This window comes from uncultured Legionella sp., assembly GCF_937871865.1.
Lineage (GTDB): Bacteria > Pseudomonadota > Gammaproteobacteria > Legionellales > Legionellaceae > Legionella.
This window is the reverse complement of the sequence record NZ_CALMPD010000081.1, coordinates 1-9,841: the sequence shown is the minus strand read 5'-3', so window position 1 is coordinate 9,841 and position 9,841 is coordinate 1. Positions and strand designations below refer to the sequence as shown.

Below are 9,841 nucleotides of genomic sequence, written 5' to 3'. Positions count from 1 at the left end.
CGCCTCCCACAATTAATTTAATTCAGAGGCGACAACTTTCCTGAAATTGGGGGGTTCATCCCCTTCTTGTTTCATCTCATTCAATGACGATTTAAAAAGAGTTATAGAACGAGCCAGCCCTTTTTCACTTCCCACTTTAAGCGCAACTCCTCCTGATACTGCAGATGCAGCAACTACACCAGCACCAAGCGCGGCGGCTGTACCCAGGCTCAATCCTGTGGCTCCTGCAACAGCCAATAACAAACTAGTTCCACCACTGGGAATTGCCGCCAAAACACCCGCGACAATTAAAGCCGCACAGGCAAAAGTAATTAAACTGGCACCCAACGCTTGCCAGACAGGAGATGAGCTTCCTGAAACATGATGAGACAAGCTCGCCAAGCGCCGTGTGCTTTCTCTAAACTCCGGGCTATTTGTCTTATCATGATTATTAGTAAGATAAATACAATGAGGAAGTATCGCATTCAGTTCATCAAAGCTTTGAGCATTAGGATTATCAATTAAACCAATGTTTTTTATTCTCGATAATAAATCAAGAGCGCTGATATAGAACTGTTGTTTTTTTGGATTTCCAGAAATAGTTCCCTCAAAATTATTCAGACTCTCTTCAAATGCATTAAGGTTTTGCTCATAAACTTTCTTGGTTTCTTTAGACGGCCTGTTAAGAAAATCAATAGAGTCTACCTTATTTTTTTTATTGCTATTGGCGCTCTTTCTGTAAAACTGCTCAGAAGCGGCATCGGAAAATGCCGTCGTGTTGCCAAAAAAATTATTGCCCATAGATTCTGTTTTCATTCCTGGTGATCCATGAATGTGATGGGTAGTTATTTCAGCAGCATTACCTCCCGAAGCTCTCATTGCGTCAATACACGCAGGGTCTTTACCCAGTGCAAGATATCGCTTATGCATCCAGGACTGGGTTGCTTTTTCAACGGTCGTGCCCGTTCTATCCTGGCCACTGGCACATTGGACAATGCTTATTGTTGATTCAGTATCAGCGGCAGCTAAAACGATTTTACTGGCCTGCTCAAGCCTGTCTTTTCTCTGAAGAGGGAATAAACCTGATGGTCTCTTCCCTGCAGCAAATTGAAGATGAGGAGCAACATCCATTACTCTGAATGTACCCTCCAGATTTGTTGGGACATAACTAATTTCATCACCATGCCCAATATCCCTGGTTGCCTTGTAAAGACTATCTATCATCTTGATTTGATTCTCCAATGGAGAATAAGTATTGAGACAGGTAATATGCAATTTGGGACTTGGCATACCTGTTCGCTTGGCGGCCGCCATCCGTATCTGTTCCAGATTCTCTGAAGTATGTTCATTAACTCGCATACTATTTTCTCCCGAGCCAACGTACACAGGTACACCGGATCTCGCGAGCCATAAGGTATTTTCTTTTTCCGCATGAATTTGGCTTAAGTCAGTATCTGGCAGTTCGTCAAGCGGGATCAATTCATTTTTGACAATAAACGCATTTTTCGCACCAACCAAGTGAGTTTTCCGGGCTTGGGCAGAAAGGGTGGTTGTATCTTCATCCATAAGCGCAACAAATAAGGAGTCGGCTTCCTGAATCGCACTGCTTTTGGAGTTGTGGGCATTTTTTTCAACATCAAAAGGATGAATCTGAATCTTTGCCAATTCTTTTATAATGTTATGTTGCTTCGGCGTTTTTTCTGTAACAGGATATTGTGTTTCTCGTTGAAAAATACCAGCAGACTCATCGTAAGTCAGAGTAACCATAGCTCTTGATGGATTATCAAGCAAGCTGGATAAATTACGATAATGGAATAATAAGTGCTCTGCATCTTCTTTGCTGTAACAACCTTGGGTTAGATTGGCTTCATGAAGCACCTTCACCACAGACGAATTAAACCGGTTTTCTATTTTTTCTATTTGCTTTAATTTTTCAGAATCACTTTTATTACTTTGTGCAACAGTAAGTATGGAGCGCGTGCACAGGTCAAAATGGACTTGAAGCAATTCACGACAAGCAGGGCCCGGCTTATGAGCACCGTATTTGTTATTTATAGCATAATCAACTGGGCGTACTCTGGAAAGACAGCGTAATAAGGCATTATTAGCCTCAATCACAGGCGCATTATGGGACATACGCTCTGCTAAAGGTAAAGAGCGTGTTGCATCTCGTACCCATTCATATTCAACGGGATTAGAATCCTGGACCTCGACAAGGCTGGATACAATACCAAATTGAGCATCGTTTGTTTCACGCAACAAATCACTCATTTGACTATATACAGTCTGGAGATCGTTCGTCGGCACAGCCATAATTGCTTCGCTTAGTGCCGTGGCATTGATTCGATATTCCTTGAAAACTCTGTCATTCTTATCCCGAGATGGATATTCACTGACATTTTTGCTATAGAACAATGAGTGCCGCATCTATTTCTCCACTAACCAATTAAGGTACTATTGCGTTACTATACCCTACAAATATTAAGAGAACCTTTTCTCTGATTGATATCTCAGAAATATATCAGCAAAAAATAGCTTCCTTGTTAAATAATATAGCACCATCCACTTGGTTTAGCCGAAGCATTGGTAAAGAAATCAAGGCTGGGATACTGAAATATCGTTCAATAACAACAGAATATTCAGCTTTTGAAACAAGCAACACCAATGCACATAAAAAGTCAATATTGACCATTTTTAGATCATGAGGTATTATTGCTCCGCTATTTAAGTTTATACTCATTTCGGAGACTTTATAAATGCGAACATCGAAGTTGTTTTTGTTATCTCTGGCATTCAGTACTAATATTTTTGCTCAGGATTTACAAATAGTTGGCACAATAACTCAGACCCTGAAAGCACCTCACACTCACTCATTGAATGCGAAACCAGAACAACAAAACATCAAATTGTTAAAACTACAATTATCTGATAATGCAATCCAGACCCTGAATAAAAGAAGCAGCGCAACCATTAACAAAACCTATACCTTGAGCTCCCCCTCACATTTGCCTAAAAGAATAGAACTTGGCATGAATGGCGTTCCGGTATTAAATCAGGGAAGTTTTGGTACCTGTGTTACTTTTGCAGCCACTGCGGCAATTGATGCAGCGTTAAATAAGGGCGATTACATCAGTCAATTATGCCAACTACAATTAGGTATGTACCTGGAAAAAAATGGCTACGCTCCAAGTGGTTGGGATGGTTCTTTTGGACGAATAGTATTAAGCCAAATGGAGCATTTCGGGATAGTGAGTAAAGAAAAGCAACAAGCTATAGGTTGTGGCGGTCTAACTGAATACCCTCAAAATGAACAACCCAGCCCCGAAACAGCAATGCCGCTGGAAAAATTCCATGAGTTAAGTGAAGATCTTAATGAAAAATCAGTTCTTTTCTCACCAATTCTGGATGTCTATCAGGCGCTGTTGTCTCGTACTGATACGAATAAAACCATTAATGACATTAAAACAGCCTTGAATGAGCAAGATAGAGTTACCTTTGCTGTTCTGTTATTAGACTTTGATTTAGGAACTATGGGGGCTGTCGGTACTCGCAATTCCAAATTTGATACCTGGGTGCTTACTCCTGAAATAGCACGTGATATTTATCTAAATCCAGATTTTGGTGGTCATGAAATGGTCATCACGGGATACGATGATAATGCAGTTGCCATTGATGATCAGGGACGTCCGCACAAAGGGCTATTTACCTTACGTAACTCATGGGGTGAGCAATACGGTGATAAAGGTGATTTCTATATGTCTTATGATTATTTCAAAGTACTGGTTGTAGAAGCACAACGAATCCGTAACCTTCCCAGTGAACATGAAGATCCGAATCCAGATACAGCTACCGCGTAATACTCAATCAACTCAGGTTGAACCTATCGACCTGAGTTGTTCTCTTAATCTTACTATTTTTCATTAATCAAATACGTTTTTAAACAGTTTTGATTAGGAATCCGCGGACTTTTAACGCCATAGAATAAACCTTTTTCCATAAAATCACAGACTTGTTCTTCACTATAAATACTAAGGCATTGAGCCAAATCAACGTTATGACAGGAGGGGAAAATCGCATCAGGAACGCCTAAAGCATGGTAATGTTCGGCTCCCCAATCGGTTAAGCTGGTAGTGTAATAAGTAATAAAATCTTTAACCTTCATATTTTTATCCAGAGTAAATAATTTCATTCCCGGGTTATTGTTATGAATACGACTGATGCCAGGGGTTGAATAATCATAAATGTCAGTACCATCCTTTAGATGAATTTTTCGAAATTCATCCATATGAGTATGTGAGGCAAGCAATGTGATTTGGCCGTAACGATGATGGTATTTATTTAATAATTGAATAAAATATTTTAAATAAGCTTTCCGCCATAAAGGCGATCCGTTGTATGCATCTCCAGGAGGAACATGCATTGCAATTAATAATTGTTTTGCCTTATTGGTTTTCAACTGATATTCGAGCCAAAAGAGCTGTGTATACGCATCTCTTTGTTGATTTGGGTATCGAGGAGCATAAAATGGTGTCTTGGTCCACTGAACCGTATTAAGAGCGAATAAGATAATGTCTTTATTCTTTGGAATCACATAGCTTGAATAATAACCATCACGACGCATATGGCTGCCTTCGATGAGTAAGCCATCACAATGGGCGCAAGCTCCATTCCAATCTGTAGCAAAATTTAAAGGGGATTTGCCATGAGTTTCAAATGGTTGATAGTTCCCAGACAAAGAGTCATTATTTCCGGTAATATAAAACATCGGTTTTAAGCCTTGGTCGGCTTTATACAACCCCTGAAATACAGTTTGTTCAAATTGCTCTTTCTTGGCGCTTACAAATAATGAATGAGTAGGGAGATCGCCCAGATAAAGAATAAAGTCCGCATCCATACTCAATTCTTTGATGCGATTAAGCGTAGTATTTAAAAATTCAGTCCCAGTATCCTGGCCATCGCCTTCAATATTGTCAGAGCCATAATGAATATCAGAAACAGTTAAAAACCTTGGTGCGGAACAAACCGGGTGAATAAGGCACAGAACCAGAAAACACACTTTAAACAGGCAATGCAATTGGATTCCTCCTTACTCAGGAATAAGAAGTGCACCAGCTTAATAAACTGGTGCATGTTTAAATTTTATAGGGCCTCTCTGATGATCCAGGTTCTTTGTGCCTGATCAGACGCAGGCGACTTTTGCATCCATAACATCATTGGTTTTCCCTGAGGAGTAAAACTTAAAGAATTAGCAGCCAAAGCAACTGCAAAAGAATATTTTTTACTGATTGCTTGTAAAGCAGACCACACCTTGTTCGCATCAGACTGATTATCATTAATAATTAATTCATTGCCCCGATAAATCACATCCACTGACTGACCTTTCAGTGCCAGCTTTACTCCTGACTCCAGGCGTCTCCATTTAGCCAGGCGGCTGCGCTGTACTTCAGCCTGGGTAGCATTCGCCTGAAGTTTAACACGGTTATGGGGCGCAAATACTCTGGCTAATGCATTAGTACCAGGGCTTTGTTTTAAGAAATAAGTGGTCAAAGCATCAAGCACAGGTCTTCCGGGGCCTGCAGACGTTCCAGGCAATCGATTAATATACATAGCAAATGCCAGAGTATGGCCATTCACAGTATACAAATAACCAGACAGACTATTCATTCCAGTCATAGTACCTGTTTTTGCTCGAACAAAACCTTGTTGCCCTGGTTCCTTAAATCGCTTTTGCAAAGTGCCATCCCGTCCAGCTATAGGTAAGGCAACGATGTATTCATAGGATAAAGAAAAACGTTGATAGAGGAATTTTAATAATTCTATAGTTTGTTCCGGAGTCACCAGATTATAACGTGATAAACCAGAACCATCGGTAAATATCGCATTTTTAAAATCAATACCGGTTTGTTGTTCCAAAAACTTCTTAACTACAGGCTGAGCTTCATTCCAGTTAAGCGGAGCCCCATGAATTTTAGCAGCCGTATGTAAATAAAGACTATCAGCATAAAGGTTATCTGATGGTTTTAAAGTATCCGCCATCAATTGAGAAATTGGTTTTGAATATTGCGTCGCTATCAATAAAGCTCCCGCCGGTGTCTTGCCTAACTGCACTTGACCATTTAATTGAATATTTGCTTTCGCTAAATCACTCTTGATCATTCCCTGCGCGTACATCAAAGGGTTTTTTATTGCCAGACGTTGCTGTACAGCCCATTGTCCCAGACCGACACAGCCACGTACTGCCAGATTATTTTCTTGATCCAGGGAAAAGCCAACCCCGCACTCTTTTTCATTGGCTTTGGTAGTGGCCTGGTTATTTAAAACAATGGCTCCTCCCCCGTCATCCACTTCAACAAGTGCAGGAGCTCCAACTTTTGCTCCAGGGTTAACCGTCACTGTCAATCGATTAGAATCGAGCATAAGAGGAGCAATCGGAGCACCATAACTGTAGGCCAAATCAGAAGTTAACCAACCCGGAGGATAAGCCGTTACCCCTGCCAGGCTGCTGTCAATGATGACATTTCCCTGAATTGCAGTAATGTTCCATTCTTTAAGTGCTCTTAATAAGGTGTTTAAATCGTCACGGGAAAAAGACGGATCGCCACTTAGACGGATGTAGAGATTTCCATGCAGAACACCTTGAGTTAACTGCCCAGCATTGGTACTGAGTTGGTTTTTGAAACGATAATCAGAACCAAGAGCCATTAAGGTGGCAGCCTCTGAAAATAACTTCATGTTACTGGCAGGAATATACAAACGGTCAGCATTACGCTTGTATAATGTCGAACCAGAGGTTAAATCGTAGACGACAATTCCAAGATTGACTTTCGGATTCAATCGGTTGATCAGTTGATCCACACCACTTTGCAAACCGGCAGCAGATGTTATCGAGCCAATTGCCCACAAGCATACGCCAGTTAACGTCCTTTTCATCAATTTAGATTCCTTAAAAATAAGAGTAAAATAAATCCCATTAAGGCAACTTCTCAATAACCTGCGATACCTCAGTGCAGTAGTAGTTTTACCGGACTTATTGAAATGCTCCCCAAAAAACCTGTAGCTAATTAATATGATGTACTATATCAGTGGCCTACGGCATCGGGCATAAAAGGTCAAAACCCCTGGTTTTCTCGATATATCAGGGGATGGAAATCCAATACTCTAATCATATCGTAAGCCCAGGCGCTCCAAAAGCCCTGCAAGAGTATCATTATCAAAAAATTTTACTTTTAACCACCCACCTTCCGCAGTATCGTTTATAATTTGTACAGGAGCGCCAACCTGCTCTGCCAAAATAGTTTGTAATCGCTCAATGTCTCTATCGCTGCGTGCATTTTTAGGACTATCCAAGTTCTGTTGTTTCAATAATTTTATCGATTGCTCCAACTGACGGACAGACCATTGTTCCTCAATAATTTGCTCAGCAAAATGTGTCTGTTGATTTGGAGTTAAACCAACAAGAACCCGAGCATGTCCCAAAGATAAAGACTTATCTCGAATCATATTTTTAACTGATTCTGTTAAAGTAAGGAGGCGTAAAATGTTAGCTATGTGGCTGCGCGACTTACCGATCAAAAGCGCAATTTCATCTTGATGGTAATGAAATTCATCGATTAAACGTCGATACCCGGTTGCCTCTTCAATAAGATTCAAATCCTGACGCTGAATGTTCTCAATGAGAGTAAGCGCGCACGCTTGTTTATCAGTGTATTCGCCAAGAAGGCATGGAACCTCTTGTAAGCCGGCTATTCTTGCAGCTCGCCAACGACGCTCCCCTGCAATAATTTCATAACGATTTTTGGCAATGGAACGGACAACCAAAGGTTCAATCAAACCTTGAGACGCAATGGACTGTGCTAACTCATGCAACGTATCTGCATTAAAATCCTGTCTGGGTTGATATTGGCCAGCATGTAATTGCTCTATAGGCAAATAAATAAACTCGGTATGCATGAAAAAGTCACGAGAAGATGGGGTTTATAATTGTTTCACAATCCAGATGATAATGACAGCCAGGAATGTTATACCAAGCCCTACCCTCGCGTCTGGTGCGCGTGCCATGGACACACCACCACGGCACGTAAGATTTTAAGGATACAATCACATAGGAACAGCTTGCTGATGTTCCAACTGATGTTCCGTCTTGTTCTCTGCTTTGCCTTCTGAGAGGTTAGAGAAGAATCTGATTTTAGGATTATATGGTTCAGATTTAACAGGACCTCTCATCTCTGCAGCAAGTTCAGGGTTAGAGGATAATAATTGTTTGCTCTGCTTTATCATATAAGAATCATTAGAGCGTTCTATCATGTTAAGATAATGTGCCGCTGTTTTCAGATCCGCAGGAAAGCCTGATTTCACTAATAATTCCGCCATAGACAACATAGCATTGGTACAACCACCACCAGCAGCCTGTCGCATCATATTCTTATACTGTGGGGAGGTTGGTGAATAGATTTGAGCAAAACGGAATAAATCCATAGGATTTTTCTCAGCCAATATTTTCATCTCGGGCAGACGACTAAAAACTTCCTGCTTTAAAACAGGATCTTCGGGTTTATTCTGCAATTCTTTTACTAAAGATGCGAATTCACTACTTAAATTGGTATCTGCCATACATCAACCTTTAACGATAATAAAAGTTAGTCACAGGATAAATGCTCAAAATTAAGGCATCATTAAGCAACAAGTTCTTTACACTTTTTTTACACTTTATTACATCAGATATATGTTCATAACAAAAACAAAGGCAACAAACAGAAGACAGTGAAACAAATAATAGACTCGTTTTTCAAAATTTCCATTAATTATCAAAAAAAGAAAAAAAAGAGCAACAAGGTGAGCCCTCTAAAAACCAAAGAAGTCTCTATAAACTGCAGCGTGCATTAGCACATCGCTGAGGAATCCTGGCATATTTGTGCACAACCAACAGGGGGGTATTATATTGAAAATACTGGCTTCAATTGTGTCGTTCCCTCGCATGGGGAATCCATTGACAAAGTTAGGAAGTAACTTGAAAAATGGTTTCTCACCTGCGCGGGAACGCATAATAAAGATCATAATGAAATAATAAGGAACACTGCGGAAAATATAAAAAAATGCCAGCATCACTCAAAGTACACAATAATGCAGGAATCAAACCAGATGACTAAACTTTGTCATAATAACCCCAGCCGATATGAAAAAGCATGTGTCCCAGAATTGCGGCAACTAACCCATATTGCCAAAATAAAAAACCAAAAAGTAATGACTGAAACAGGCTAAGCAGTACAAAAGAATACAAAAAGCGACGGCTTGAAATACATCCAGCAGCAACATAGGCAGGAATCTGCCCTATGACGAACAACAAACCACTCACAAAGATTGATAAGACTATGATGGTATTATTGATCTGTTTTGCAAACATCAACGCAAAAAAAACCACTACATTCAATAAGCCCCAGCGGACTATAACCTCTTCAACCACACCACCGTATAAAACACAACCATCAAGCCCTATAGCTGATCGCATTTTTTTCATGGCGAGAAAACTTTGCTCATCAAGAATAGAAGCAACTACACCGTAATAAAACAGGCAAAAAATAATTAAGCCACCGAACGCATATAAAAAGGTAGGTAATAAAATAGACTGAATTGATGAGATATTTGCTTTGCCTGCTAGAATAGCCTCCAGAACAGGGGCATTCAAACCCGTGCGAGTAGATAATACCGCCCCGGCAAAGCTCATTACAAAAACCATAATTAAGGTTTGGACTACTGCAAAGCGACTAAATCTCTTTTTTAATACGTCAGAGTTTTGAGGTAATAAAAAATAGATTAATCTGGATATTGCAATAACAACACCAGGAATGCACAAGCAAAATAAAAC

Annotated in this window: 8 protein-coding genes; 1 reads left to right on the top strand and 7 read right to left on the bottom strand. The window is 40.2% G+C overall.

All coding sequences use genetic code 11. The features are described 5' to 3' along the window. Window positions 1–12: 12 nt before the first annotated feature. Together Q0495_RS04815 and Q0495_RS04810 are read right to left on the bottom strand one after the other, a co-directional pair. Window positions 13–2,406: a hypothetical protein gene (locus Q0495_RS04815; protein WP_298623699.1), complete on the bottom strand. Its 2,394-nt coding sequence runs from the start codon at window positions 2,404–2,406 to the stop codon at window positions 13–15. 94 nt (window positions 2,407–2,500) lie between these two features. Then, a complete protein-coding gene (locus tag Q0495_RS04810; RefSeq protein WP_298623697.1) occupies window positions 2,501–2,719 on the bottom strand; it encodes a hypothetical protein in 219 nt (72 codons plus the stop codon). Between the two features lie 16 nt (window positions 2,720–2,735). Between Q0495_RS04810 and Q0495_RS04805 the strand changes: the two genes are divergently transcribed. Next, entirely contained in the window at window positions 2,736–3,836 is a 1,101-nt protein-coding gene (locus Q0495_RS04805) for a C1 family peptidase (RefSeq protein WP_298623695.1), read from the top strand. 53 nt (window positions 3,837–3,889) lie between these two features. Here Q0495_RS04805 and Q0495_RS04800 read toward each other — a convergent pair whose 3' ends face one another. The 5 genes from Q0495_RS04800 to Q0495_RS04780 all read right to left on the bottom strand — a co-directional run. Further along, a complete protein-coding gene (locus tag Q0495_RS04800) occupies window positions 3,890–5,053 on the bottom strand; it encodes a metallophosphoesterase (protein ID WP_298623691.1) in 1,164 nt (387 codons plus the stop codon). 65 nt (window positions 5,054–5,118) lie between these two features. Further along, window positions 5,119–6,909 carry a D-alanyl-D-alanine carboxypeptidase/D-alanyl-D-alanine-endopeptidase gene (gene dacB, locus Q0495_RS04795; protein ID WP_298623689.1) on the bottom strand — a complete coding sequence of 597 codons (1,791 nt, stop codon included), beginning with the start codon at window positions 6,907–6,909 and terminating at the stop codon, window positions 5,119–5,121. Window positions 6,910–7,137: 228 nt separating this feature from the next. Continuing rightward, complete coding sequence (locus tag Q0495_RS04790; RefSeq protein WP_298623687.1) at window positions 7,138–7,929, bottom strand: ParB/RepB/Spo0J family partition protein; 792 nt, start codon at window positions 7,927–7,929, stop codon at window positions 7,138–7,140. A 147-nt stretch (window positions 7,930–8,076) separates the two neighbouring features. Then, complete coding sequence (locus Q0495_RS04785) at window positions 8,077–8,589, bottom strand: type IV secretion protein Dot (protein ID WP_298623685.1); 513 nt, start codon at window positions 8,587–8,589, stop codon at window positions 8,077–8,079. 532 nt (window positions 8,590–9,121) lie between these two features. Continuing rightward, window positions 9,122–9,841: CPBP family glutamic-type intramembrane protease (locus tag Q0495_RS04780; RefSeq protein ID WP_298623683.1), on the bottom strand; the 720-nt coding region annotated here is incomplete at its 5' end.